The organism is Enterobacter sichuanensis (assembly GCF_002939185.1).
Taxonomy (GTDB): Bacteria; Pseudomonadota; Gammaproteobacteria; order Enterobacterales; family Enterobacteriaceae; genus Enterobacter; species Enterobacter sichuanensis.
On sequence record NZ_POVL01000009.1, the window covers coordinates 80709 to 106402 of the forward strand.

General features: G+C 53.3%; 22 protein-coding genes and 1 pseudogene. 21 read left to right on the top strand and 2 right to left on the bottom strand.

Going from position 1 to position 25694, the window contains the following annotated elements:
- Positions 1-94 precede the first annotated feature (94 nt).
- Positions 95-2035, bottom strand: coding sequence for an RNase E specificity factor CsrD (gene csrD / locus C5687_RS06490; protein ID WP_104556615.1), 1941 nt, complete (start codon positions 2033-2035; stop codon positions 95-97).
- 182 nt (positions 2036-2217) lie between these two features.
- On the opposite strand from csrD, the gene acuI reads away from it, so the two are divergent.
- The 14 genes from acuI to C5687_RS06565 all read left to right on the top strand — a co-directional run bounded on the left by acuI (position 2218) and on the right by C5687_RS06565 (position 15132).
- Positions 2218-3192, top strand: a complete 975-nt coding sequence (acuI, locus tag C5687_RS06495; protein ID WP_104556616.1) for an acrylyl-CoA reductase (NADPH) — start codon at positions 2218-2220, stop codon at positions 3190-3192.
- Positions 3193-3269: 77 nt separating this feature from the next.
- Entirely contained in the window at positions 3270-4271 is a 1002-nt protein-coding gene (gene msrP, locus C5687_RS06500; protein ID WP_025756655.1) for a protein-methionine-sulfoxide reductase catalytic subunit MsrP, read from the top strand.
- Entirely contained in the window at positions 4272-4871 is a 600-nt protein-coding gene (msrQ, locus tag C5687_RS06505) for a protein-methionine-sulfoxide reductase heme-binding subunit MsrQ (RefSeq protein WP_025756654.1), read from the top strand.
- A 233-nt stretch (positions 4872-5104) separates the two neighbouring features.
- Positions 5105-5557: a type II 3-dehydroquinate dehydratase gene (gene aroQ, locus C5687_RS06510; protein WP_104556617.1), complete on the top strand. Its 453-nt coding sequence runs from the start codon at positions 5105-5107 to the stop codon at positions 5555-5557.
- Positions 5558-5578: 21 nt separating this feature from the next.
- Positions 5579-6043, top strand: a complete 465-nt coding sequence (gene accB / locus C5687_RS06520) for an acetyl-CoA carboxylase biotin carboxyl carrier protein (RefSeq protein ID WP_013098992.1) — start codon at positions 5579-5581, stop codon at positions 6041-6043.
- Positions 6044-6053: 10 nt separating this feature from the next.
- The gene (gene accC / locus C5687_RS06525; protein ID WP_003860388.1) at positions 6054-7403 is read left to right on the top strand and encodes an acetyl-CoA carboxylase biotin carboxylase subunit; all 1350 of its coding nucleotides are present in this window, start codon (positions 6054-6056) and stop codon (positions 7401-7403) included.
- A gap of 107 nt (positions 7404-7510) precedes the next feature.
- The gene (locus tag C5687_RS06530) at positions 7511-7753 is read left to right on the top strand and encodes a YhdT family protein (RefSeq protein WP_025756652.1); all 243 of its coding nucleotides are present in this window, start codon (positions 7511-7513) and stop codon (positions 7751-7753) included.
- On the top strand, positions 7743-9191 hold the full coding sequence (gene panF / locus C5687_RS06535; RefSeq protein ID WP_104556618.1) for a sodium/pantothenate symporter: 1449 nt from the start codon (positions 7743-7745) through the stop codon (positions 9189-9191). Before C5687_RS06530 ends, panF begins: the two co-directional genes overlap by 11 nt.
- Positions 9192-9202: 11 nt before the next feature.
- Positions 9203-10084 (top strand): 50S ribosomal protein L11 methyltransferase, encoded by an 882-nt coding sequence (prmA, locus tag C5687_RS06540; RefSeq protein ID WP_025756650.1) that lies wholly within the window; start codon positions 9203-9205, stop codon positions 10082-10084.
- Positions 10085-10213: 129 nt separating this feature from the next.
- Positions 10214-10954, top strand: a complete 741-nt coding sequence (locus tag C5687_RS06545; protein WP_025756649.1) for a carbonic anhydrase — start codon at positions 10214-10216, stop codon at positions 10952-10954.
- A gap of 330 nt (positions 10955-11284) precedes the next feature.
- Positions 11285-12250 (top strand): tRNA dihydrouridine synthase DusB, encoded by a 966-nt coding sequence (gene dusB / locus C5687_RS06550; RefSeq protein WP_104556619.1) that lies wholly within the window; start codon positions 11285-11287, stop codon positions 12248-12250.
- Between the two features lie 23 nt (positions 12251-12273).
- The gene (gene fis / locus C5687_RS06555) at positions 12274-12570 is read left to right on the top strand and encodes a DNA-binding transcriptional regulator Fis (RefSeq protein WP_000462905.1); all 297 of its coding nucleotides are present in this window, start codon (positions 12274-12276) and stop codon (positions 12568-12570) included.
- A gap of 176 nt (positions 12571-12746) precedes the next feature.
- Positions 12747-12911, top strand: a complete 165-nt coding sequence (locus tag C5687_RS06560; RefSeq protein ID WP_025756647.1) for a DUF2556 family protein — start codon at positions 12747-12749, stop codon at positions 12909-12911.
- A 139-nt stretch (positions 12912-13050) separates the two neighbouring features.
- A complete protein-coding gene (locus tag C5687_RS06565; protein WP_104556620.1) occupies positions 13051-15132 on the top strand; it encodes a putative bifunctional diguanylate cyclase/phosphodiesterase in 2082 nt (693 codons plus the stop codon).
- On the opposite strand, the pseudogene envR reads toward C5687_RS06565, so the two are convergent.
- Positions 15048-15764: pseudogene (gene envR, locus C5687_RS06570) on the bottom strand (acrEF/envCD operon transcriptional regulator). The gene C5687_RS06565 and the pseudogene envR overlap by 85 nt on opposite strands.
- 388 nt (positions 15765-16152) lie before the next feature.
- Between envR and C5687_RS06575 the strand changes: the two are divergent.
- The 7 genes from C5687_RS06575 to C5687_RS06605 all read left to right on the top strand — a co-directional run bounded on the left by C5687_RS06575 (position 16153) and on the right by C5687_RS06605 (position 25568).
- Complete coding sequence (locus C5687_RS06575; protein ID WP_104556621.1) at positions 16153-17292, top strand: efflux RND transporter periplasmic adaptor subunit; 1140 nt, start codon at positions 16153-16155, stop codon at positions 17290-17292.
- A gap of 11 nt (positions 17293-17303) precedes the next feature.
- Positions 17304-20417 (top strand): efflux RND transporter permease subunit, encoded by a 3114-nt coding sequence (locus tag C5687_RS06580; RefSeq protein ID WP_104556622.1) that lies wholly within the window; start codon positions 17304-17306, stop codon positions 20415-20417.
- Positions 20418-20719: 302 nt separating this feature from the next.
- A complete protein-coding gene (locus C5687_RS06585) occupies positions 20720-20941 on the top strand; it encodes a lipoprotein (protein WP_008502867.1) in 222 nt (73 codons plus the stop codon).
- Positions 20942-21414: 473 nt separating this feature from the next.
- Positions 21415-22440, top strand: coding sequence for an amino acid ABC transporter substrate-binding protein (locus C5687_RS06590; RefSeq protein WP_094919383.1), 1026 nt, complete (start codon positions 21415-21417; stop codon positions 22438-22440).
- A gap of 67 nt (positions 22441-22507) precedes the next feature.
- Entirely contained in the window at positions 22508-23689 is a 1182-nt protein-coding gene (locus C5687_RS06595; protein ID WP_047959578.1) for an amino acid ABC transporter permease, read from the top strand.
- Between the two features lie 9 nt (positions 23690-23698).
- Positions 23699-24802, top strand: a complete 1104-nt coding sequence (locus tag C5687_RS06600) for an amino acid ABC transporter permease (protein ID WP_104556623.1) — start codon at positions 23699-23701, stop codon at positions 24800-24802.
- Between the two features lie 7 nt (positions 24803-24809).
- Entirely contained in the window at positions 24810-25568 is a 759-nt protein-coding gene (locus C5687_RS06605) for an amino acid ABC transporter ATP-binding protein (RefSeq protein WP_014171880.1), read from the top strand.
- The last annotated feature ends 126 nt before the right edge of the window (positions 25569-25694 follow it).

Consider the following 25694-nt stretch of genomic DNA (forward strand, 5'->3'; position numbering starts at 1 on the left):
TTGTAACCCGTTAAAGGTCGTTCACTGGCTATTTGCTCGACATACTCAAAGCTACAGGCGCGATATTCTACGTGAAAACAGCGTAAACGGCAGGTCAAACAGAGTATCTTTGCAAATATTTTTTCACGTTGGTGTCAAGCGGTTGAGAGGCAGCAAAAAAATCCCCCTGACCACCCATGACGCCGCGCTCTGTTAACATCTGCCATTCGCTTCTGGAGCGCACGCCCGTGGCAAAGACTTGTGTCCGCGTTCCCTTGCAAGCTTCAACCAGACTCTGTACCAGCAGCTGGTTTTCCGTTCGCTTCTCAATATTCCTTACCAGGCCTGGATGTAGCTTTAATAACTCCACATCCAGCTCCTTGATCCAGTTGGTACTCACCAGCGTTAAACCGGCCTGCGTCACCGCTATACGCGCGCCGAGCGCATTGATCAAACGTACCACCGGGCGTAACCGGCTGATGTGTTGACCAACATCCGCCTCTGCAAGTTCAAAAATAATGTGTTTGCGTTGCGATTTTTCGCATTGCATTAAGGTATCACGCAGCCAGCGCTGAAACCGCGGGCGTATTAACGACTCCACGGTGACCTGTAACGCCAGGTTTTCTTCAGGCCAGAACGATAAAAACGGAATCAGCCGGGTAATTTGCTGGCGGTCATACTCTTCAGAGAGGCCAAATTGCAGCACCATCGGCAGATATTCCGCTGAGATAACCTCTTCCGTACCGTCAAAAATACGACACATCAACTCGCGATGATGCACATTGCCATTTTTCATGACCGCGGGTTTTTGATAAATACGTGGTCCGCCGCGGCTAAGCATTTGCTCGATCAGCGTTCGCCAGCGCACATTGCCGCGCCCTTTTTCCGGTAGCGAGTCATCATACACTGCCCATCCGTTCGCTCCCTGCAGCACGGCGTTGCGGGTGGCGGCTTCGGCATATTCCATCACCTGTTCAGCCGATTGCCCACCGCGCCAGGCGCAGATCCCCATGTGCACCATATCGTCCCTGTCGAGCATTTTGCTCTGCGGTAGCGCATCCACCGCCTTCAGCAGCTGGCTGGCAATGCTTTCCGACTCCTTCAGCGTGCGATGAGGCAGCAATACGGCAAAGTCGCTGCGGTGATAGCGGGCCAGTAACGCGCCCGGGTAGCGCATAATAAAGGTGGAGAGCAGGTTAATCAGCGTGAAGAGATTCTCTTCCGCGGCCCGCTGTCCCCAGGTGTCGCGCAGGAGATCGAAATCGGGCAGTCGAATCATCATTACCACCCCGTGTGTCCCTACCTTTTCTGAATCGTCGAGCAGCGTGGCGAGCTGATTATCAAAGAAAAGACGGTTGTTAAGGCCGGTTTTATTATCCTGGGCGGCATAAGAGCGGATCAGCGTGTCCATACGGCTACGCTGATCGCTGGCAAACTGGATTTCGGAGAGCAGCGTATCCAGCGCGCTGCTGGCGCGTGCAGGCCATTCATGGACCGAGCCCCTCACCTGCGGCCCGCGTTCACCGTTGAGGATCCGTACCGAGCGGAGCTCCAGTAGCTCCTGCCCAGAGAGCTGGCGCCGCAGCCAGCGGACCGCGAGAAAGATCAGCATGACAATAAACACCACGGAGACGGTGAGCGGCGCAGTGGTCATCATGGAGCGGAAATAGCTGGCCATCGGATCGAGGTAGACCATGTGTATAGTCATCCCTGGATTTTTAAGGGAATGTACCGTCACTTCCCGGTACTGGCTCACCACGCCCGCAGGCCGATAACCACCCTGCCGTTCATGGCTTAATACGCGATGCTTTCCCTGTTGAATGTCGATCTGCACAATATCGACAGGGACCATTAACTCATCAAGTTCACGGGACAGCACCGGTAACGACGTCGTCACCAGACGCGTATCAATCACCGATGCGACAGACTGTACCCGGTTGACCAGTTTGTCCTGAATGGCGTTATAAAAGCTTAAAGAGCAACCCAGAAGGGTGACAAAAATGGTAAGTCCCGTCAGCAAGGTTATAAAAGCTGAGAACTTCGTCGTTAATCGCATCCTTGAGATTACTCCGTGGGTTGATGGGGTAGCGAGTAAGCGCTAACTTGCATTTCAAATGCGGCATACTACCAAATCGGGTGTATCTGGCAATTTATTGCGTTAAATCGGCATCGCGTTTCAATGAGCGAGTATAGTCTTCAGGACAAATTTTCCAATCATCAGAATAGTGAGGATCCTGTATGCAGGCTTTGATCTTAGAACAGCAGGACGGCAAAACCGTTGCTTCGGTGCAGGCCATTGAAGAGAGCCGACTGCCTGAAGGCGACGTCACTGTCGACATCGACTGGTCCAGTCTGAATTACAAGGATGCGCTGGCCATTACCGGCAAAGGTAAAATTATCCGAAATTTCCCGATGGTTCCCGGGATTGATTTCGCGGGCCGGGTTCGTAACAGCGAAGATCCGCGATTCCATACCGGCCAGCAGGTGTTGCTCACCGGGTGGGGCGTCGGTGAAAATCACTGGGGCGGGCTGGCCACGCAGGCGCGGGTGAAGGGCGACTGGCTGGTGCCGGTGCCGAAAGGTATGGATGGCCGTAAAGCGATGATCATCGGCACCGCAGGCTTTACCGCCATGCTGTGCGTGATGGCGCTGGAAGATGCCGGCATCCGCCCTGAGTCGGGTGAAATTGTCGTCACCGGTGCCAGCGGCGGCGTGGGCAGTACGGCCGTCACGCTGCTGCACACGCTGGGCTATCAGGTCGCTGCAGTTTCGGGTCGCGAAAGCATGCACGACTATCTGCGCCAGCTCGGTGCCAGCCGTATTCTTGGTCGCGACGAGTTTGCCGAAACCCGCCCACTGGAAAAACAGGTCTGGGCAGGTGCGGTGGATACCGTTGGTGATAAGATGCTGGCAAAAGTGCTGGCACAAATGAACTACGGCGGCTGCGTTGCCGCCTGCGGACTGGCGGGGGGCTTTGCCCTGCCAACCACCGTGATGCCCTTTATTCTGCGTAACGTACGCCTGCAGGGTGTCGATTCCGTTATGACACCATCCGCCCGTCGTCAGGAAGCCTGGGAACGGCTGGTGCGCGATCTGCCAGAATCCTTCTATACCCAGAGCGCTACGGAAATCACACTCGACCAGACGCCGGAGTATGCCAGCAAGATCATGGCAAATCAGTTCCACGGTCGCGCGCTGGTGAAAATCGCCTAATCTTCAAATTTTCGTGACATATTCGCGCGAATCTCTCTCCTCCGTCATGCTTAGAAAAACGCATGACGGAGGATGCCATGAAAAATCGAAAACTGACGGAAGCCGACGTAACGTCCGAGTCTGTCTTTATGTTACAGCGCCGCCAGATCCTGAAAATGCTTGGCATCAGCGCCACCGCGCTCACCCTTTCGCCGGCGGCACACGCCGACCTGCTCGACTGGTTTAAAGGCAACGATCGGCCTAAGGCCCCTTCCGGCGCCCCGCTCACCTTTACGAAACCTGCCGAGTGGCAAAACAAACTGACGCTCACGCCGGAAGATAAAGTCACTGGCTACAATAACTTCTACGAATTTGGCCTCGACAAAGCCGATCCTGCCGCCAACGCTGGAAGCCTCAAAACCGATCCGTGGACGTTGAAGATCGATGGCGAAGTGGCCAAACCCCTGACCCTGGACCATCACGACCTCACCACCCGTTTCCCGTTAGAGGAGCGCATCTATCGTATGCGCTGTGTGGAAGCCTGGTCGATGGTGGTGCCCTGGGTCGGCTTCCCGCTGCATAAATTACTGGCAATGGTTGAGCCCACCAGCAACGCAAAATATGTCGCTTTCCAGACGCGTTACGCGCCGGATGAGATGCCAGGGCAGAAAGACCGGTTTATCGGTGGTGGACTGGACTATCCCTATGTAGAAGGATTACGTCTTGACGAAGCGATGCACCCTCTGACCCTGCTGACCGTCGGCGTTTATGGCAAAGCGCTTCCCCCGCAGAACGGCGCCCCTGTCCGTTTAACCGTGCCGTGGAAATATGGCTTCAAAGGAATTAAATCGATCGTCAGCATTAAGCTGACCCGCGAACGTCCGCCAACCACCTGGAACCTGGCCGCGCCGGACGAATACGGGTTCTTCGCGAATGTGAATCCGCATGTGGATCACCCGCGCTGGTCGCAGGCAACCGAGCGTTTTATCGGTTCCGGCGGTGCGCTGGACGTGAAGCGGCAGCCGACGCTGCTGTTTAACGGCTATGCCGATGAGGTGGCGTCTCTCTATCGTGGGCTGAACTTACGGGAGAATTTCTAAGTGCGTTTAACGGCAAAGCAGATTACCTGGCTGAAAGTGCTGCTGCACCTGGCCGGGTTACTTCCTTTTATCTGGCTGTTCTGGGCCGCCAGCCAGGGCCTCTTTAGCGCCGACCCGGCCAAGGATATCCAGCATTTTACAGGTCGGATGGCGCTGAAATTTTTGCTGGCCACCTTGCTCGTGACGCCGCTGGCACGCTACGCTAAACAACCATTATTGATTCGCACCCGTCGGCTTTTGGGGCTATGGTGTTTTGCCTGGGCGACGCTGCACCTTACCAGCTATGCGCTGCTGGAACTGGGAATTAACAATCTGGCGCTGCTGGGCCGCGAGCTGGTGACACGTCCTTATCTGACGCTGGGTATTGTGAGCTGGGTGATTTTACTGGCGTTAGCGCTGACCTCCACGCAATATGCGCAGCGTAAACTGGGCAGGCGCTGGCAGCTGCTGCACAACTTCGTCTATCTTGTCGCGATCCTCGCTCCTATTCACTACCTGTGGTCAGTGAAGATCCTCTCGCCTCAGCCCGTTCTGTACGCACTGGCGGCCGCAGTGCTTTTAGCATGGCGTTACAAGAAGTTCCGCCAGTGGTTGCGATAGTTCGCGAAACTGTGCGTTTTCCCGCAGATTCCCCGTCAACCGCAAATCTTTTTCGGATAGCGGTTGATAATCTTCCCTGATAAGACCAGTATTTAGCTGCCAAATGCTACGAAATCGTTATAATGTGCGACTTTGGTTTCCCTGACGGAGTTTTCGGACTCTGATTAGGTGACAATCGCGCGTTGAAGGTATATTTTGTTTTTTACCCGAGATTCGCAGGAGATAGCGGCACAATGGCTGATAAATTCCAGATCTTAGTTTTAAACGGACCGAACCTCAACATGCTCGGCATCCGCGAGCCAGAGAAGTACGGAACGCTGACATTGAGTGAAATTGTTAACCGTCTGGGTACGGAAGCAGCGTCACTGAATGTGGATTTGGACCATTTTCAGTCAAATGCGGAGTACGCACTCATCGACCGTATTCATCAGGCTAAAGACAATGTGGACTATATCCTGATCAATCCGGCCGCGTTTACGCACACCAGTGTTGCTATCCGCGACGCACTGCTGGCGGTGAGTATCCCGTTTATCGAGATCCACCTCAGTAACGTGCACGCCCGAGAGCCGTTCCGCCACCATTCGTATCTGTCGGATATCGCCGCTGGCGTTATCTGCGGACTGGGCGCTGACGGTTATTCATACGCTTTACAGACAGCGGTAAAACGCTTGTCACAATCACACTAAACAAGAGTACGGAACCCACTCATGGATATTCGTAAGATTAAAAAACTGATCGAGCTGGTTGAAGAATCAGGCATCTCCGAACTGGAAATTTCTGAAGGCGAAGAGTCTGTACGCATCAGCCGTGCAGCCCCGGCCGCTAGCTTCCCGGTAATGCAGCAGGCTTATGCTGCGCCAGTGCAGCAGCCTGCGCTCTCCGCAGCCGTTGCACCAGCAGCAACTGAAGCCGCACCTGCCGCTGCAGCAGAAATCAGTGGTCACATCGTACGTTCCCCAATGGTTGGTACTTTCTACCGCACCCCGAGCCCGGACGCGAAGGCGTTCATCGAAGTGGGTCAGAAAGTCAACGTAGGCGATACCCTGTGCATCGTTGAAGCGATGAAAATGATGAACCAGATCGAAGCAGACAAATCAGGTACTGTGAAAGCGATTCTGGTCGAAAGTGGTCAGCCGGTTGAATTTGACGAGCCGCTGGTCGTCATCGAGTAACGAGGCGAACATGCTGGATAAAATTGTTATCGCCAACCGCGGCGAGATCGCACTGCGTATTCTTCGTGCCTGTAAAGAGCTGGGCATCAAGACCGTCGCTGTGCACTCAAGCGCGGATCGCGATTTAAAACACGTATTGCTGGCGGATGAGACGGTCTGTATTGGCCCGGCTCCGTCCGTAAAAAGCTATCTGAATATCCCGGCTATCATCAGCGCCGCTGAAATCACCGGCGCGGTGGCAATTCATCCGGGTTACGGCTTCCTCTCTGAGAACGCCAACTTTGCTGAGCAGGTTGAACGCTCTGGCTTTATCTTCATCGGTCCGAAAGCTGACACCATCCGCCTGATGGGCGACAAAGTGTCCGCGATCACCGCGATGAAGAAAGCCGGTGTTCCAACTGTTCCAGGCTCTGACGGCCCTCTGACCGACGACATGGATGCTAACCGTGCTCATGCGAAACGCATTGGCTACCCGGTTATTATCAAAGCGTCCGGCGGCGGCGGCGGTCGCGGTATGCGCGTTGTGCGCAGCGATGCTGAACTGGCGCAGTCCATCTCCATGACCAAAGCTGAAGCGAAAGCCGCGTTCAGCAATGACATGGTATACATGGAAAAATACCTGGAAAACCCACGCCACATCGAAATTCAGGTGCTGGCAGACGGTCAGGGTAACGCTATCTATCTGGCAGAACGTGACTGCTCCATGCAGCGTCGTCACCAGAAAGTGGTCGAAGAAGCACCGGCACCGGGCATCACCCCGGAACTGCGTCGCTACATCGGCGAGCGTTGCGCCAAAGCGTGTGTCGATATCGGCTATCGCGGTGCGGGTACCTTCGAGTTCCTGTTCGAAAACGGCGAGTTCTACTTCATTGAGATGAACACCCGTATTCAGGTTGAACATCCGGTTACCGAAATGATCACCGGCGTTGACCTGATTAAAGAGCAACTGCGTATTGCTGCCGGCCAGCCGCTGTCCATCAAGCAGGAAGAAGTTGTGGTGAAAGGCCATGCGGTCGAGTGCCGTATCAACGCCGAAGACCCGAACACCTTCCTGCCAAGCCCGGGTAAAATCACGCGTTTCCACGCGCCGGGTGGCTTTGGTGTGCGTTGGGAGTCTCATATCTACGCCGGTTACACTGTACCGCCGTACTATGACTCGATGATCGGCAAGCTTATCTGCTACGGTGAAAACCGTGACGTGGCGATTGCCCGCATGAAGAACGCCCTGCAGGAACTGATCATCGACGGTATCAAAACCAACGTTGATCTGCAGATGCGTATCATGAGCGATGAGCACTTCCAGAATGGTGGTACCAACATCCACTATCTGGAGAAAAAACTCGGTCTGAACGAGAAGTAATAAAGCAGCGTTGCAAAAAGGCCGGATTTCCGGCCTTTTTTATTTCTGGGGCCAGGAAAGCCTCATCATGTACAATCCCCGCTTTCTTCATCCACAAGGGACAAACAATGGACAAACGTTTTGTTCAGGCCCATAAAGAAGCGCGCTGGGCGCTGTGGCTGACCCTTCTCTATCTTGCCGCATGGTTAGTAACCGCTTACTTACCTGACTCCAGTATCGGTATTACCGGCCTGCCGCACTGGTTTGAAATGGCCTGCCTGCTCGTACCGCTGATCTTCATCCTCCTTTGCTGGGCAATGGTGAAGTTCATTTATCGCGATATTCCCCTGGAGGACGACGATGCAGCTTGAAGTCATTCTGCCTCTGATCGCTTACTTACTGGTCGTATTTGGCTTGTCCGTGTATGCCATGCGTAAAAGGAGCACCGGCACCTTTCTGAACGAATACTTCCTCGGCAGCCGTTCGATGGGGGGCATTGTTTTAGCGATGACGCTGACAGCCACCTATATCAGTGCCAGTTCGTTTATAGGCGGTCCCGGTGCCGCCTACAAATACGGATTAGGCTGGGTGCTGCTGGCGATGATCCAGCTTCCGGCCGTCTGGCTCTCTCTGGGGATACTCGGCAAGAAGTTTGCCATCCTGGCGCGTCGCTATAACGCCGTGACGCTGAACGACATGCTGTTTGCCCGTTACCGCAGCCGTTTATTGGTATGGCTGGCAAGTCTGAGCCTGCTGGTCGCCTTTATTGGCGCAATGACGGTGCAGTTTATCGGCGGAGCCCGTCTGCTGGAGACCGCAGCAGGGATCCCGTACGAAACGGGCCTGCTTATCTTCGGCATCAGTATCGCGCTCTATACGGCGTTTGGTGGATTCCGCGCCAGCGTGCTGAACGACACCATGCAGGGCATGGTGATGCTCATCGGAACCATCGTGCTGCTGGTGGGGGTTGTCCATGCAGCAGGTGGGCTGAGCCACGCTGTGGAAACCCTTGAAGCGATTGACCCGAAACTGGTCGCTCCGGAGGGCGCAGATGACATCCTTTCGCCAACCTTTATGACCTCGTTCTGGGTGCTGGTCTGCTTCGGGGTTATTGGTCTGCCGCATACTGCCGTACGCTGTATCTCATATAAGGACAGTAAAGCGGTCCACCGCGGGATTATTATCGGGACCATTGTGGTGGCAATACTGATGCTGGGAATGCATCTGGCAGGAGCATTAGGACGGGCCGTGATTCCGGACCTCACCGTGCCCGATCTGGTGATCCCAACCCTGATGGTGAAAGTGCTGCCACCGTTTGCTGCCGGGATTTTCCTTGCCGCGCCGATGGCTGCCATTATGTCGACCATCAACGCTCAGCTGCTGCAAAGTTCCGCTACGATTATCAAAGATCTCTATCTGAATTTGCGTCCTGAGCAGATGGAAAACGAACGACGCTTAAAGCGCATGTCTGCCGTAATTACGCTGGTATTAGGCGCGCTGTTGCTGCTTGCCGCATGGCGTCCGCCGGAGATGATCATCTGGCTGAATCTGCTGGCGTTTGGCGGCCTCGAAGCCGTTTTCCTCTGGCCGCTGGTGTTAGGGCTCTACTGGGAACGGGCGAATGCTGCGGGCGCTTTGAGCGGCATGATTGTCGGCGGTGTGCTGTATGCCGTTCTCGCAACGTTTAAAATTCAGTACCTGGGCTTCCATCCGATTGTGCCTTCGTTACTGCTAAGTTTACTGGCGTTTGTGGTGGGGAACCGTTTTGGTCAGCCCGTCCCACAACCTGTGATTTCTACTGATAAATAAAGAGTTTTGCCATGCCGTGGATCCAACTAAAACTGAACACAACCGGCGCTAACGCCGAGGAACTGAGCGATGCGCTGATGGAGGCCGGTTCGGTCTCTATCACCTTCCAGGACACGCATGACACGCCGGTCTTTGAGCCACTGCCGGGCGAAACCCGCCTGTGGGGCGACACCGACGTTATTGGCCTGTTTGATGCCGAAACTGACATGAAAGAAGTGGTCGCCATTCTGGAAAACCATCCGCTGCTGGGCGCGGGCTTTGCTCACAAAATCGAACAGCTGGAAGACAAAGACTGGGAACGCGAGTGGATGGATAACTTCCACCCCATGCAGTTCGGCAAACGTCTGTGGATCTGTCCGAGCTGGCGTGAAGTCCCTGATGAAAACGCCGTTAACGTGATGCTCGATCCGGGCCTGGCGTTTGGTACAGGCACCCATCCAACTACGTCCCTGTGCCTGCAGTGGCTGGATGGCCTGGATCTTGACGGTAAGACAGTGATCGACTTCGGGTGCGGATCCGGGATCCTCGCCATTGCCGCACTGAAACTGGGCGCGGCAAAAGCCATCGGGATCGATATCGATCCACAGGCGATTCAGGCCAGCCGCGATAATGCTGAGCGCAACGGCGTCTCCGATCGTCTGGAGCTGTATCTCCCGGACGCGCAACCAGACGCCATGAAAGCCGATGTGGTAGTCGCAAACATTCTGGCGGGTCCACTGCGCGAGCTGGCGCCGTTAATCAGCGTGCTGCCCGTTGAGGGCGGTCTGCTGGGGCTCTCCGGCATTCTGGCAAGCCAGGCTGACAGCGTATGCGAAGCCTATGCCGATCTCTTCACTCTCGACCCGGTGGTGGAAAAAGAAGAGTGGTGCCGTATCACCGGCCGTAAAAAATAAGCTTTTGGCGTGGTCATCTGACCACGCCGCTTTCCCTGCCGATCGGCTTCATTCCTCTACTCATTCTCCGGTAAAATATCCACACAAATCATGTTGATTTGTATTACAAAAATTCACCGGAAGAATATGATGAAACACATTACAGGCAAGGCAGCGCTGCTGGCGCTGAGCATGGTTACGGCTTCAGCATTCGCATCACACTGGGGCTACGAAGGGAAGGAATCACCGGAACACTGGGGCGAATTGGACGAGGCATACAAGACCTGTCAGAAAGGAATGAACCAGTCGCCGATTAATATTGATTCGACCCTGGACGCCCATCTCTCCCCGCTCCAAACGCACTACATTGATGGCCCCGTGACGCTGACGAACAATGGCCACACCATTCAGGCAAGTGAACCGGCTGACACCCGCGATACGATCACGCTGGATAAGCAAACCTGGACGTTACAACAGTTCCATTTCCACTCTCCGAGCGAAAACACCGTTCACGGCAAGAAATATGCAATGGAAATGCACCTGGTTCATAAAAATGCCGCAGGGGAGCTGACGGTGGTTGCGGTGATGTTCGATAAAGGCGCCGCAAACCCGGAGCTTGAAAAGCTGTGGAGCGTGATGCCTCAGTTGGCCGAGCAGAACGTCTCCATCAAAGGAGATCTCAACCTGAACACGCTGCTGCCGGAAGATAAAACGTACTTCCGCTTTAGCGGTTCACTGACCACGCCTCCGTGTTCAGAAGGCGTCACCTGGATTGTGCTTAAGCACCCGATGACAGTCTCCGCAGAACAGCTCGATAAGTTTACCCATACCATGCATCACGATAATAACCGTCCGGTACAGTCTCTGCATGGACGTGTAGTGGTCGAATAAGAGGCATTTCTCGCAATACGATCATCTTCTAAAATGCGACGCAGATCGCAAAGAAGCGGGATAAACTGCTGCTAAAAACAGCAGAATATCCCGCTTCAGTGACGCTTTTATTCAGAAATGACGAGAAGTTACGGTAAATTGTAAGCGTCCATAAAATAACCACCCCCACCTAACATAATGATTTAAATAGTGAATAATTTTGAACAGAAAGACAGAGCGGCGATTCCATGATCTATAACAGTGGATTGTTCAAAGTTTGGCCTTTCATCTCGTGCAAAAAATGCGTAATATACGCCGCCTTGCAGTCACAGTATGGTCATTTCTTAACTCATGCGCATCGGACACCACCAGCTTAGAAATCGCCTGATCGCAGCCCCAATGGCAGGTATAACAGACCGGCCGTTCAGGACGCTGTGTTATGAGATGGGAGCCGGTTTAACCGTATCCGAGATGATGTCGTCTAACCCGCAGGTCTGGGAAAGCGATAAATCCCGCCTTCGGATGGTGCACATTGATGAACCAGGTATCCGCACCGTGCAAATTGCCGGAAGCGTGCCTGAAGAGATGGCAGATGCCGCGCGGATTAACGTGGAAAGTGGTGCCCAGATTATTGATATCAATATGGGGTGCCCGGCCAAAAAGGTGAATCGCAAGCTTGCAGGTTCAGCCCTTCTGCAATACCCCGACCAGGTGAAATCTATCCTGACGGCGGTTGTCAGCGCAGTGGACGTTCCTGTTACGTTGAAGATTCGCACGGGTTGGTCGCCGGAACACCGTAACTGTGTAGAAATTGCCCAACAGGCCGAAGACTGTGGCATTCAGGCCCTGACCATTCATGGACGCACTCGCGCCTGTTTGTTCAACGGTGAAGCTGAATACGACAGCATTCGGGCAGTTAAGCAGAAAGTTTCCATTCCGATTATCGCGAATGGCGACATAACTGACCCGCTTAAAGCCAGAGCTGTGCTCGACTATACGGGAGCTGATGCTCTGATGATAGGACGTGCCGCTCAGGGAAGACCCTGGATCTTCCGGGAAATCCAGCATTATCTGGACACTGGGGAGCTGCTTGCCCCCCTGCCACTGGCAGAGGTTAAGCGCTTGCTTTGTTCGCATGTTCGGGAATTGCATGACTTTTATGGTCAGGCAAAAGGGTACCGAATTGCGCGTAAACACGTCTCCTGGTATCTCCAGGAGCATGCTCCAGATGACCAGTTTCGGCGCACATTCAACGCCATAGAGGATGCCAGCGTACAGCTGGAGGCGTTGGAGGCATACTTCGAAAATCTTGCGTAATGAAATAAAGAGCTGACAGAACTATGTTCGAACAACGCGTAAATTCTGACGTACTGACCGTTTCTACCGTTAACTCTCAGGACCAGGTAACTCAAAAGCCCCTGCGTGACTCGGTTAAACAGGCACTGAAGAACTATTTTGCTCAACTGAATGGTCAGGATGTTAATGACCTGTATGAGCTGGTACTGGCTGAAGTTGAACAGCCACTGTTGGACATGGTGATGCAATACACCCGCGGTAACCAAACCCGCGCTGCGCTGATGATGGGTATCAACCGTGGTACTCTGCGTAAGAAACTGAAAAAATACGGCATGAACTAATTTCGGTTAGCAAATGCTTGTTTAAAAAGGCGCTACCTGGCATGGGGATGCGCCTTTTTTATTACTTTCTCTTCTCCGTCAACGCTGTGTAAACCTTCGTTTATCCCGCTTTTAAAGCTCGGTTTTTCGTGTATATTTCACCCACCCTACTGGCGCTCTTCTCGCGGAATGACACAATGATTCGTAAATACTGGTGGCTGGTTGTCTTTGCAATCTCCGTTTTCATTTTCGATACACTGCTGATGCAGTGGATTGAACTGATGAGCACCGAAACCGATAAGTGTCGCAATATGAACTCCGTGAATCCGCTCAAGTTGGTGAACTGCTCAGAACTCGACTGACCGCCCGATTGCGCAAACCACCCTGCTATTACCCAGTAAAAACGGGGATTTAAATCCCTTTGAGCCGTTACCTTACGGTGATAATGTCTCGCCCTTCTCAACCGCTCTGGCGTAACTTCACACTCGAGTAGAACCGACCATGCTGGTTAGCCAATACAACTCAATCCTTGTCGTCCTCTCCTTTGTTGTTGCCATCCTTGCGGCGTATACCGCCCTGAATATGGCTGCACGTGTCGCCGGGAGTCAGGGCGTCGCCGCACGCGTCTGGCTGGCTGGCGGGGGCATTGCAATGGGCATTGGCGTGTGGGCCATGCATTTTATTGGCATGCTGGCGATGGACCTCTCCATGAGCATGAGCTACAACGCCACCCTGACGGTGTTATCCATGGTTATCGCTGTGGGATCGTCACTGTTTGCACTGTGGCTTGTCAGCGGCGAACAATTGCGCTTGCGCCGTCTGCTGCCAGGCGCGCTGGTGATGGGTGGCGGTATTGTTGCCATGCATTACACCGGCATGGCGGCGCTGGAAGTGATGCCCGGGATTATCTGGGATAAGCTCTGGGTCGCCATTTCGGTTATGATTGCCCTTGCCGCTTCACTCGCGGCACTCTGGCTAACCTTCCGCCTGCGCCACGAAGCCGCGCAGGTCGTACTGATGCGCATGGGTGCCGCCATCACCATGGGGATTGCCATTGCCGGTATGCACTACGCCGGGATGAAAGCCGCGCAGTTCCCGATGTCCACCATGGTTCATCATGACGGTATAAACGGGAGCTGGCTGGCGGTGCTGGTCAGCGTCGTCGCGCTCTCTATTCTTGGGATCACCCTGCTGGTGTCGATGCTGGATGCCCGTCTCCAGGCACGCACCGCCCTTCTGGCCTCATCGCTTGCAGAAGCGAACCGGGAACTCGCACAACTGGCCCTGCATGATACCCTGACGCGGCTGCCCAACCGTATTCTTCTGGAAGACAGACTCGATCAGGCCATCAGCAAAGCCGATCGGGAAGGCACCCGTTTTGCGCTGATGTTCATGGATCTCGACGGTTTTAAAGCCGTCAATGATGCCTACGGCCATGATGTCGGCGACAGGCTGCTGGTCGCCGTCACGCAGCGTCTGCTGCTTCTCCTGAAAGGCCAGTTCACCCTTGCACGTATCGGCGGTGATGAGTTTGTTCTGCTGGCAGAGGGTGAAGGTCCCGACGATGCGGCCTCGCTAGCAAATTCGCTGGTGCATGCCATCGATAGCCCGTTCAATCTCGACCCCTATGAACTGGTGGTGACCCTCAGTATTGGCATCGCACTTTATCCTCACGACGGCAAAACCGAGCGTGAGCTGATGTTTAATGCCGATGCCGCGATGTATCACACGAAGCATATGGGCCGGAACGGTTACCACTTTTTCCAGCCCTCCATGAATACCCTGGCGCAGACCCATCTTCAGCTAATGAACGATCTGTGGATGGCGATCGATCGCCATGAGCTGCGCCTGCTGTATCAGCCAAAATTTCACGCTCCCGCAGGTCCAGTACTCGGCTTTGAGGCGTTATTACGCTGGCAACATCCAAAGCAGGGATTACTGACTCCGGATCTCTTCCTGCCGCTGGCGGAAAAAACGGGGCTGATCATCCCCATTGGCAACTGGGTCATTAATGAAGCCTGCCGCCAGCTGCGGGAATGGCATCTTCAGGGGCATCAAAGCTGGTCAATGGCGGTCAACCTGTCAACGTTGCAGTTCGAACAACCTTCGCTGGTTAAAACGGTTCTCGACTGTCTGGCGCGTCATCATGTACCACCGGAAATGTTGATCCTGGAAGTGACGGAGACCACGGCAATGAGCAACCCGGATGAAAGTGTCCGGGTGCTGACAGAGCTGACGGATGCAGGCGTGAAGGCCTCGATTGATGATTTTGGCACCGGATATTCAAGCCTTCTTTATCTCAAGCGCTTGCCGGCCTGCGAACTCAAGATCGACAGGGCATTTGTGAAAGAGTTAAGCGGTGAGAGCGAGGATGCCACCATTGTTTCGGCGATTGTGGCCCTCGCAAAAACACTTAACCTGAAAGTCGTGGCGGAAGGGGTGGAAACCGAAGCACAGCAAAACTTTTTGACCAAGCTTGGCTGTAACACCCTTCAGGGTTATCTGTTAGGTAAACCTGTCAGCGCACAGACCGTAGAGGCACTTTGTGCCCGGGGAGAAATGTTACCTGGCGCGGAGCTGTAATCATCATGAGGCGATACGCGAACAATCGGGAGTGTCGCCAGAATGCTATCGACAAGGGCGGGCGCCTGCTGATAGAGATTAAAACTGTCGTTATTCATTAACCAGTTTTTAATGATTCCGCTAAAAAAACCGTGAAATACGATCAAGGTGAGGTCCACATTCATCCTGGGTGAAATAATCCCCCGTGAAATACAGCCCTCCAGCGTGACACGTAACGCGTCATCATTGAACCCAATACGCTTTCTGATTTCACTTTCTGAAATCATATCGCTGCTAAATTCACACTTATGATACAGAATTTGTAAAAGCGCACATTGCCGCGGCTCATGGGCAATATACTGCAATGCTGTAATAAACTGCTCACGAAGCATTAACAACGGATCGTCACTTTCGGAAAGGGAAAGCCGGTCGCGAATAATATCGCGAAGCGGTAATTGCTGTTCTCAGATGGCATTAAAAATTTCAGATTTACTGGTGAAGTGCCAGTAGATCGCGCCGCGCGTCACCCTGGCGGCATCCGCGATGTCCGTCAGCGTCGTATTGGCTACGCCACGTGATGCAAACTGTCCGATAGCCGCCTCAATCAGCTGCTGTCGGGTCTGTTGAGCCTCTTCTTTCTTTTTACGCGCCATAGACGACTACTCGTTATACACAAGGTTTATAGATATTGCTGCGTTCATAAAAATGAAAGTATTCACCAAATTCCTTTTTCATTTTGCACAAAAAAAGTCAACGCACATAATTTATCATTAATACAAATACATTAAGCAAATTAAATTCATGACCTGAATGAATGAATAACCTTAAACGCTGTTTATCTGATAATTATGCCAGACGTATATTACCGTAAACCTCAGGCCCGATTCTGATTTTGTCTTCAGGCCAGCTCATTCGCACTTATAAATTAAAAAACATTAAATACCTTCATTATTATACGCAGCTACATTTTATTTTTTATCCCTCTGCCCCAACTACCGGTTCATGACATATATCGGTTAATGGGTATTTAAAGGAACAGTAATGACGAATCATTTCAGACGCTTACCCTTATCCGGTTTCATTGTCTGCGCGGTACTGCTCACTGGATGCGATGGTCAGGAAAAACAACAACAACCCCCGCAGGCACCTCAGGTCAGCGTGCATATCGTGAAAAGCGCGCCTCTGGCTGTTACCACTGAACTCCCGGGCAGAACCGATGCATTTCGGGTTGCGGAGGTTCGTCCTCAGGTTAGCGGCATCATCCTGCGTCGCAACTTCACGGAAGGGAGTGATGTTAAAGCGGGTGAGTCACTTTATCAGATTGATCCCGCGACCTATCAGGCAGCCTATGACAGCGCGAGAGGCGAGCTGGCGAAGGCCCAGGCGGCAGCCAATATTGCGCACCTGACCGTGAAACGTTATCTCCCACTGGTGGGCACACAGTATGTCAGCAAGCAGGAGTATGACCAGGCTGTAGCAACGGCTCAGCAGGCAGACGCCAGCGTCGTTGCTGCCAAAGCCGGTGTTGAAAGCGCGCGTATTAACCTTGCGTACACCAAAGTTACGTCTCCTGTCGATGGCCGCATCGGTAAATCCAGCGTAACCGAAGGGGCTCTCGTCACCAACGGACAAGCCACAGCCCTGGCAACGGTCCAGCAGCTTGATCCGATTTATGTCGATGTCACCCAGTCCAGTAATGAGTTTATGCGTCTGAAACAGACGAGTCTGCAAAAAGGCGAGTCCGCCAGTACCGTTGAGCTGCTGATGGAGAATGGGCAGCCCTACCCACTGAAAGGCACTTTGCAGTTCTCTGACGTCACGGTCGATGAGAGTACCGGCTCGATAACCCTGCGCGCCATTTTCCCGAATCCGCAACATCTGCTGTTACCCGGCATGTTCGTTCGTGCCCGCATTGATGAAGGCACGCAGCCGGATGCGATCCTGGTTCCACAGCAGGGTGTGACGCGTACGCCACGAGGCGATGCAACCGTTATGGTGGTGAATGATAAAAACCAGGTTGAGGCACGTACCGTCGTCGCCCCACAGGCAATTGGCGATCGCTGGCTGGTAACAGAAGGGCTGAAAAACGGTGACCGCGTTATTGTCAGCGGGTTACAGAAAGTCAGACCGGGAGCAATCGTGGTCGCCACGCCTGATACCACCACCGCTCCAGCCAGTTAAGGGACGACAACATGGCTAATTTCTTTATTCAGCGACCGGTTTTCGCCTGGGTACTTGCCATCATTTTAATGATTGCCGGCGGGCTGGCCATTCTCAAACTTCCCGTCGCCCAGTATCCGACCATTGCGCCTCCTGCGGTGGCCATATCCGCAACCTACCCGGGTGCTGATGCCCAAACGGTGCAGGATACCGTGACCCAGGTTATCGAACAGAACATGAACGGTATCGATAACCTGATGTATATGTCTTCCACCAGCGACTCGGCAGGTAACGTCACGATCACCCTCACCTTCGAGTCAGGGACCGATCCGGACATCGCCCAGGTGCAGGTTCAGAACAAACTGCAGCTCGCCATGCCGCTGCTGCCGCAAGAGGTACAGCAGCAAGGGATTGGCGTTGAGAAGTCCAGCAGCAGCTTCCTGCTGGTAGCAGGTTTTGTTTCAGATAACAAACATCTCACGCAGGATGACATCTCCGACTATGTCGCCTCAAACGTCAAAGATGCCATCAGCCGAACGTCTGGCGTCGGCGACGTCCAGCTGTTTGGGGCCCAGTATGCGATGCGCATCTGGCTCGACAGCAATGCGATGAACAAATATCAGCTGACGCCGCTGGATATTATCAACCAGCTGAAAACGCAGAATGACCAGATAGCGGCAGGCCAGTTGGGTGGAACGCCGTCCATTCCCGGGCAGCAGCTGAACGCCTCGATCATCGCGCAAACCCGCCTTAAATCGCCGGAAGAGTTTGGTCGGGTCACGCTCAAAGTGAATCAGGATGGCTCAATGGTGCATCTGAAAGATGTGGCTCGCATTGAGCTGGGCGGCGAAAACTACAACATGGTGACCAAAATCAACGGGCAGGCGGCAACCGGCCTGGGGATTAAGCTGGCGACCGGAGCAAATGCGCTGGACACGGCGGCAGCCATCAAGAGCAAACTGGCGCAACTGCAGCAGTTCTTCCCGCAGGGGCTGAAGGTTGTCTACCCCTATGACACCACACCTTTTGTGAAAATCTCCATTCACGAAGTGGTGAAGACCCTGTTTGAAGCGATTATTCTCGTCTTCCTGGTCATGTACCTGTTCCTGCAAAACCTGCGGGCGACACTCATCCCGACTATCGCGGTTCCGGTCGTTCTGCTGGGGACCTTCGCGGTTCTGGCGGCGTTCGGTTTCTCCATCAATACCCTGACAATGTTCGGCATGGTGCTGGCGATAGGTCTGTTGGTGGATGACGCCATCGTGGTCGTCGAGAACGTTGAACGCGTCATGGTAGAAGACAAGCTGCCGCCGAAAGAGGCCACGCAGAAATCGATGGGGCAAATCCAGGGTGCGCTGGTGGGGATCGCCATGGTGCTCTCAGCGGTCTTTATTCCAATGGCCTTTTTTGGCGGTTCAACGGGGGCAATCTATCGCCAGTTCTCACTGACGATCGTTTCCGCCATGGCGCTCTCCGTACTGGTGGCGCTGATCCTGACGCCCGCACTCTGTGCAACATTGCTCAAGCCCGTCTCCGGCGACCATCATGCGCAGAAAGGGGGGTTCTTCGGCTGGTTTAATGCGCGCTTTGATAAAAGTGTGGAGCACTACAGCAACAGCGTGAGCGGTATTTTGCGCAAGACCGGCCGCTATCTGGTGGTGTATGTCATTATTGTCGGCGGGATGGCGGTGCTCTTTCTTCGTTTACCGACCTCCTTCCTGCCCGAAGAGGATCAGGGGGTGTTTATGACGATGGTTCAGCTCCCGGCGGGGGCAACCCAGACGCGCACTCAGCAGGTCCTCGACCAGGTTCAGGATTACTATCTGAACAAAGAGAAGGCGAATGTGGAATCCGTCTTCACCGTTAACGGCTTTAGCTTTAGTGGCCAGGGTCAGAACTCCGGCATTGCCTTCATCAGCCTGAAGCCCTGGGAGGAGCGCCCGGGGGCGGAAAATGGCGTCGAAGCCATTGTGGGTCGCGCGACCAAAGCCTTCAGTCAGATTAAGGATGGTCTCGTGTTCCCGTTTAACCTGCCAGCAATTATTGAACTGGGTACCGCCACGGGCTTCGACTTTGAGCTGATTGACCAGGCTAACCTGGGGCATACCCAGCTGACGCAGGCGCGTAACCAACTGCTCGGCATGGTGAAAGAGCACCCTAACCTGCTGGTTCGCGTGCGTCCTAACGGTCTTGAAGATACGCCTCAGTTCAAGCTGGATGTCGATCAGGAGAAAGCGCAGGCGCTGGGTGTCAGTATTTCTGACGTCAACCAGACGATCTCGACGGCGTTAGGTGGCACCTATGTGAATGACTTTATCGATCACGGACGCGTGAAAAAGGTCTACGTCCAGGCCGACGCAAAATTCCGTATGCTGCCAGGCGATATTAACAACCTTTACGTGCGCAGCGCGAATGGGGAAATGGTCCCGTTCTCAGCCTTTAGCAACGCGCACTGGGTCTATGGTTCACCTCGCCTGGAACGCTACAACGGGATGCCATCAATGGAGATCCTCGGTGAATCAGCCCCGGGGAAAAGTACCGGTGAGGCGATGGTGATGATGGAAAGCCTGGCGGCAAAACTGCCTTCCGGCATCGGCTATGACTGGACGGGAATGTCTTATCAGGAGCGGCTTTCGGGTAACCAGGCGCCGGCGCTGTACGCCATTTCACTGATTGTGGTGTTCCTGTGTCTGGCGGCCCTGTATGAAAGCTGGTCCATTCCGTTCTCAGTCATGCTGGTGGTGCCGCTGGGTGTCATTGGAGCGCTGCTTGCAGCGTCGCTGCGCGGGTTAAACAATGACGTCTATTTCCAGGTCGGCCTGCTGACGACGATTGGTTTATCGGCGAAAAACGCCATCCTGATCGTCGAGTTTGCCAAAGACCTGATGGAGAAAGAAGGTAAAGGTATTATTGAAGCCACACTGGAAGCGTCAAGGATGCGCCTTCGCCCCATCCTGATGACCTCCCTGGCCTTTATTCTCGGCGTCATGCCGCTGGTGATCAGCACCGGGGCCGGGAGCGGCGCACAAAACGCGGTGGGTACGGGCGTGATGGGAGGGATGCTTTCCGCAACGCTTCTGGCCATTTTCTTCGTGCCCGTTTTCTTTGTGGTTGTCCGCCGACGATTCACCCGCCATAAAGAGTAATGTTTTCCTGAAAGGCACCTTTGGTGCCTTTTTATTTTTAACATAAACAACGAATTAGACTTTACAAAATAGCAGCGTTAAAACCAGGGTGGTTTGCATTAAGTAAAAACAGCCTTTTGCAGCTTCATAATTTCTCCATTAATTCTTCCTGAAACCGACTTTTCTCCACGATTTTTACAAACGACATAAATTGAGATTATTCCTTGTGTAACACGGTCTTACCCCGGTGGTAAAATAACCTCCAGTTCGCTAATTGCCCTCCTGGCTTTATAGCGGACGAGAAATAATACTGAGGTAACATCATGAAAAGATTCATTTCCGTTGCACTCCTCGCTGCGTTGCTTGCTGGTTGCGCGCACGACTCTCCATGTGTACCGGTTTACGATGACCAGGGCCGACTGGTTCATACCAATACCTGTATGAAAGGCACCACCCAGGATAACTGGGAAACCGCGGGTGCTATCGCCGGTGGTGCAGCCGCTGTGGCGGGTTTGACGTTGGGTATCGTTGCCCTGACCAAATAACATCTGTTCAGAAGCGCGGCTCCGGCCGCGCTTTTGCTTTTAAAGAGTGCAGTGTTTTCAAATAAGTAAAAAAATAGCCCCGTATTTATTCACATAATTAATTTCAGCCAGAAGCCAGTCACAACTTTTCCGTATACTCATTTAAATTTCATATTCTATCGTGATGATTTTCACACATTATTCCTATTGAATACCCTGCCAATATTCACTCTGGAAACTATCTCTACATTTCCTCTGACTCTCGTTAAAACTTTTGCTCCGATTTGTGGCACAGGTTGTAATTTCGCACCGTTTCGGGGCGCTCGTTTTATTTAAGCCTGTCTACACTCAGCATTAAGCGTTCACTTCTCACTTATTTTGTCGAACGCAAAACTGGCATTACGTTTGCTTTATAAACGTTGGCCAACGCCACAGACAGGTAAAGCGTTTTTAAAACGCCTCTATAACGATAAATTCGCCACACAGGATGCATTATGAAAAAGACGATGATAGCCAGCCTGGCCGCTGCAGGCATGTTGTTTGCCGTAGCCGGTCAAGCCCATGCGGGAACGACACTGGATGCCGTTAAAAAGAAAGGTTTTGTTCAATGTGGTATCAGTGACGGTTTGCCTGGCTTCTCCTATGCCGATGCGAACGGCAAATTTACCGGTATTGATGTGGATGTCTGCCGTGGCGTCGCTGCTGCCGTTTTTGGTGATGACAGCAAAGTAAAATATACCCCGCTGACGGCGAAAGAGCGCTTTACGGCGCTGCAGTCCGGCGAGGTAGACATGCTCTCCCGTAATACCACCTGGACCTCCTCCCGCGACGCGGGTATGGGAATGTCATTTACCGGCGTGACCTATTATGACGGCATCGGCTTCCTGACCCATAACAAAGCGGGCCTGAAAAGCGCGAAAGAACTGGATGGTGCCACCGTCTGTATCCAGGCTGGTACTGATACCGAGCTGAACGTCGCAGACTATTTCAAAGCAAATAACATGAAGTACACCCCTGTGACATTTGACCGCTCGGATGAATCGGCTAAAGCGCTGGAGTCCGGTCGTTGTGACACCCTGGCTTCTGACCAGTCACAGCTGTATGCCTTACGTATTAAGCTGAGCAACCCGGCTGAGTGGATTGTCCTGCCTGAAGTGATCTCAAAAGAACCTCTCGGACCCGTGGTACGCCGTGGCGATGAAGACTGGTTCTCCATTGTTCGCTGGACATTGTTCGCCATGCTGAACGCAGAAGAGATGGGCATCAGCTCGAAAAACGTGGATGAGAAAGCCGCGAATCCATCCAACCCGGATATGGCGCACCTGCTCGGTAAAGAGGGTGATTTCGGTAAAGATCTGAAGCTGGATAACAAGTGGGCTTACAACATCATCAAACAGGTGGGCAACTACTCTGAGATCTTTGAGCGCAATGTGGGATCGGATAGCCCGCTGAAGATCAAACGCGGCCAGAACAATCTCTGGAATAACGGCGGTATTCAGTACGCGCCACCAGTACGTTAAGTCATAGCTGTAACGGGCACTGCTCAGGCGGTGCCCACTCCAGAGTCATGGTTATTGAGGTTTCTTTATGTCCCATCGCCGCTCAGCCGTAAAAGGATCGCTATCCTTTTCTCATCCCGCGGTCCGCGCCTGGCTATTCCAGATTATTGCTATCGTTGCGGTTGTTCTCATCGCCGTGTATCTCATCCATAACACAATCACCAACCTGAATAACCGCGGCATTACCTCCGGTTTTGCGTTTTTGGATCGCAGCGCAGGGTTTGGCATTGTTCAGCACCTTATTGATTACCAGGAAGGAGACACCTACGGACGCGTGTTCGTCGTCGGTTTATTGAATACGCTGTTGGTCTCGGCGCTGTGTATCGTCTTCGCATCGATACTGGGGTTCTTTATCGGCCTGGCGCGTCTTTCTGAAAACTGGCTCCTGCGGAAACTGTCGACTGTTTATATCGAGACGTTCCGTAATATCCCACCACTGCTGCAGATCTTCTTCTGGTATTTCGCCGTACTGCGTAACCTTCCGGGTCCCCGTCAGGCCGTCGACGCGTTTGAGCTGTTTTTCCTCAGTAACCGAGGGTTATCCATTCCTTCTCCTCTGCAAGGTGAAGGGTTGTATGCGTTCATCGCCGCAATTGTGATAGCGCTTGTTCTCTCAGCCGGAGTATTCCGTTTTAATCGCAAGCATCAGATCAAAACCGGGCAGCTTCGCAGAACCTGGCCCACGGCGGCTGTCCTGATTGTTTGCCTGCCACTGCTGGCACACTGGCTGTTCGGAGCAGCGCTACACTGGGATATTCCGCATCTGCGTGGCTTTAACTTTCAGGGCGGGATGGTATTAATTCCTGAGCTGGCAGCACTGACGCTGGCGCTGTCGATTTATACGTCCGCGTTTATCGCTGAGATTATCCGAGCAGGGATCCAGGCCGTACCTCACGGACAGCACGAGGCGGCACGCTCTCTGGGTTTGCCCCATACCGTGACGCTTCGCCAGGTCATCATTCCTCAGGCTTTACGGGTCATTATTCCTCCCCTGACCAGCCAGTATCTGAACATTGTCAAAAACTCGTCGCTGGCCGCAGCCATAGGCTACCCCGATATGGTGTCACTCTTCGCCGGAACCGTGCTTAACCAGACCGGACAAGCCATTGAAACCATCGCGATCACCATGTCTGTCTATCTGATCATCAGCCTGGTGATTTCATTGCTGATGAACCTTTATAACCGTCGTATAGCACTGGTCGAGCGCTAAGGATCTATGATGACAAAAGCGATACTGTCGCACGCCTCGCGCCCTGCCAATTCGACAGGTGGACGCTTCATTCTGTGGACGCGTAAGAATCTGTTCTCCAGCTGGAGTAATAGCCTGCTGACGATCGTCTGTATGTGGCTAATGTGGGAATTGATCCCGCCTCTGCTGAACTGGGCATTTTTACAGGCTAACTGGGTCGGTACCACCCGGGCAGACTGCACCAAAGCTGGTGCTTGCTGGGTATTTATTCATGAGCGTTTCGGTCAGTTCATGTATGGATTGTATCCACATGAACAGCGCTGGCGTATAAATCTGGCGCTGGTAATCGGCCTGCTCTCTGTCGCGGTCATGTTCTGGAAAAAGCTGCCTCATCGTGGACGCTACATTGCCGGCTGGGCGGTAGTTTATCCCATCATTGTCTGGATACTGCTGTATGGCGGGTTCCTGGGGCTGGAACGCGTAGAAACACGCCAGTGGGGTGGTCTGACGCTGACGCTGATCATCGCTTCGGTGGGAATAGCCGGCGCACTGCCGTGGGGGATTTTACTTGCCCTGGGACGGCGTTCAAAAATGCCGATCGTACGCGTGCTCTCCGTTATCTTCATTGAGTTCTGGCGCGGCGTGCCGCTTATCACAGTTCTGTTTATGTCTTCGGTCATGCTGCCGCTGTTTATGGCAGAAGGCACCACGATAGACAAACTGATCCGTGCGCTGGTCGGGGTGATTCTCTTCCAGTCCGCCTATGTTGCTGAAGTTGTACGAGGTGGGCTGCAGGCGTTACCTAAAGGCCAGTACGAAGCGGCGGAATCACTGGCGCTCGGTTACTGGAAAACGCAGGGACTGGTCATTCTTCCACAAGCTCTCAAGCTGGTTATCCCGGGACTGGTCAACACAATCATTGCCCTCTTCAAAGATACCAGCCTGGTGATCATCATCGGGTTGTTCGATCTCTTTAGCAGCGTGCAACAGGCCACCGTGGACCCTGTCTGGCTGGGCATGTCCACAGAAGGATATGTTTTTGCAGCCCTTATCTACTGGATCTTTTGTTTTAGCATGTCGCGCTACAGCCAGCATCTGGAAAAGCGCTTTAACACCGGGCGTACACCGCACTGAGGAAATTATGAGCCAAATAACTATGACACCCGCCGACGCGATGATTACGCTGGAAAATGTGAATAAATGGTACGGACAGTTCCATGTCCTGAAAGACATTAATCTCAAGGTAAAGCAGGGGGAACGCATCGTTCTTTGCGGCCCTTCCGGCTCCGGGAAATCCACAACCATTCGCTGTATTAACCATCTTGAAGAACACCAGCAAGGACGCATTGTGGTTGATGGTATCGAGCTGAATGAAGATATCCGCAACATTGAACGCGTACGTCAGGAAGTGGGAATGGTATTCCAGCACTTTAATCTGTTTCCACACCTGACCGTTCTGCAGAACTGTACGCTTGCGCCAATTTGGGTACGAAAGATGCCGAAAAAGGAAGCGGAGGCGCTGGCGATGCACTACCTCGAACGCGTACGTATTGCAGAGCATGCCAATAAATTTCCTGGTCAGATATCGGGTGGCCAACAGCAGCGCGTGGCTATCGCCCGCTCGCTGTGTATGAAGCCGAAAATTATGCTGTTTGATGAACCGACATCAGCCCTGGATCCTGAGATGGTGAAAGAGGTGCTGGATACCATGATTGGGCTGGCACAATCCGGCATGACCATGCTGTGTGTAACACATGAAATGGGATTCGCGAGAACCGTGGCCGACCGGGTGATTTTTATGGATCGCGGAGAGATTGTTGAGCAGGCGCCGCCGGATGAGTTCTTTGCCCATCCTAAGTCAGAACGCACGCGAGCCTTCCTGTCGCAGGTGATTCATTAATCTGCTGTCTTGCCCGGAGGCGCGTTGCCTGCCGGGCCTACGGTTTTCACGGCAATCATAACGCAAAAAGGCCATCCTTTCGGATGGCCTTTTCACTTGTTTGATGTCTGGCAGTTCCCTACTCTC

What these genes read in the sequence shown, in the direction of transcription:
- csrD (WP_104556615.1), bottom strand. Translation starts at nt 2,035, where the DNA reads ATGCGATTAACGACGAAGTTCTCAGCTTTTATAACCTTGCTGACGGGA.
- acuI (WP_104556616.1), top strand. Translation starts at nt 2,218, where the DNA reads ATGCAGGCTTTGATCTTAGAACAGCAGGACGGCAAAACCGTTGCTTCG.
- msrP (WP_025756655.1), top strand. Translation starts at nt 3,270, where the DNA reads ATGAAAAATCGAAAACTGACGGAAGCCGACGTAACGTCCGAGTCTGTC.
- aroQ (WP_104556617.1), top strand. Translation starts at nt 5,105, where the DNA reads ATGGCTGATAAATTCCAGATCTTAGTTTTAAACGGACCGAACCTCAAC.
- accB (WP_013098992.1), top strand. Translation starts at nt 5,579, where the DNA reads ATGGATATTCGTAAGATTAAAAAACTGATCGAGCTGGTTGAAGAATCA.
- accC (WP_003860388.1), top strand. Translation starts at nt 6,054, where the DNA reads ATGCTGGATAAAATTGTTATCGCCAACCGCGGCGAGATCGCACTGCGT.
- C5687_RS06530 (WP_025756652.1), top strand. Translation starts at nt 7,511, where the DNA reads ATGGACAAACGTTTTGTTCAGGCCCATAAAGAAGCGCGCTGGGCGCTG.
- panF (WP_104556618.1), top strand. Translation starts at nt 7,743, where the DNA reads ATGCAGCTTGAAGTCATTCTGCCTCTGATCGCTTACTTACTGGTCGTA.
- prmA (WP_025756650.1), top strand. Translation starts at nt 9,203, where the DNA reads ATGCCGTGGATCCAACTAAAACTGAACACAACCGGCGCTAACGCCGAG.
- C5687_RS06545 (WP_025756649.1), top strand. Translation starts at nt 10,214, where the DNA reads ATGAAACACATTACAGGCAAGGCAGCGCTGCTGGCGCTGAGCATGGTT.
- dusB (WP_104556619.1), top strand. Translation starts at nt 11,285, where the DNA reads ATGCGCATCGGACACCACCAGCTTAGAAATCGCCTGATCGCAGCCCCA.
- fis (WP_000462905.1), top strand. Translation starts at nt 12,274, where the DNA reads ATGTTCGAACAACGCGTAAATTCTGACGTACTGACCGTTTCTACCGTT.
- C5687_RS06560 (WP_025756647.1), top strand. Translation starts at nt 12,747, where the DNA reads ATGATTCGTAAATACTGGTGGCTGGTTGTCTTTGCAATCTCCGTTTTC.
- C5687_RS06565 (WP_104556620.1), top strand. Translation starts at nt 13,051, where the DNA reads ATGCTGGTTAGCCAATACAACTCAATCCTTGTCGTCCTCTCCTTTGTT.
- C5687_RS06575 (WP_104556621.1), top strand. Translation starts at nt 16,153, where the DNA reads ATGACGAATCATTTCAGACGCTTACCCTTATCCGGTTTCATTGTCTGC.
- C5687_RS06580 (WP_104556622.1), top strand. Translation starts at nt 17,304, where the DNA reads ATGGCTAATTTCTTTATTCAGCGACCGGTTTTCGCCTGGGTACTTGCC.
- C5687_RS06585 (WP_008502867.1), top strand. Translation starts at nt 20,720, where the DNA reads ATGAAAAGATTCATTTCCGTTGCACTCCTCGCTGCGTTGCTTGCTGGT.
- C5687_RS06590 (WP_094919383.1), top strand. Translation starts at nt 21,415, where the DNA reads ATGAAAAAGACGATGATAGCCAGCCTGGCCGCTGCAGGCATGTTGTTT.
- C5687_RS06595 (WP_047959578.1), top strand. Translation starts at nt 22,508, where the DNA reads ATGTCCCATCGCCGCTCAGCCGTAAAAGGATCGCTATCCTTTTCTCAT.
- C5687_RS06600 (WP_104556623.1), top strand. Translation starts at nt 23,699, where the DNA reads ATGACAAAAGCGATACTGTCGCACGCCTCGCGCCCTGCCAATTCGACA.
- C5687_RS06605 (WP_014171880.1), top strand. Translation starts at nt 24,810, where the DNA reads ATGAGCCAAATAACTATGACACCCGCCGACGCGATGATTACGCTGGAA.